1 protein-coding gene is annotated in these 277 nt (G+C 71.1%); it reads right to left on the bottom strand.

The window, feature by feature from the left end; genetic code table 11:
- Window positions 1-277: FMN-binding negative transcriptional regulator (locus SB751_RS29990; protein WP_410749020.1), on the bottom strand; the 277-nt coding region annotated here is incomplete at both ends.

Genomic DNA, 277 nt, shown 5'->3' with positions numbered 1-277 from the left:
CTGCGCGTCGGTCAAGGCGCCGATCTGCGCGCGCACCCAGGCCGGATCGTCATGGATCCGCGGCGTGCCCCACACGTGCACGGCCACGAAGTTCCAGGTCGGCACCACCTTGTGGGTCTCGGCCTTGGTGGCGTACCAGGACGGCGTGACATAGGCCTGGGCGCCGTGGAACACCACCAGGCACTCGGCGCCGTCGGCCAGCTCCCGCCACTGCGGATTGGCCCGCGCCATGTGCAGGCGCAGCACGCCCCGCGGCCCTTCGGGATACAGCAGACAG

Origin of the sequence: Cupriavidus sp. SIMBA_020, from assembly GCF_046535395.1 — a bacterium.
In the GTDB taxonomy this organism is placed as follows: Bacteria; Pseudomonadota; Gammaproteobacteria; order Burkholderiales; family Burkholderiaceae; genus Cupriavidus; species Cupriavidus campinensis.
The sequence above is the reverse complement of the archived record's forward strand: the minus strand, read 5'-3'. Positions and strand labels throughout refer to the sequence as shown.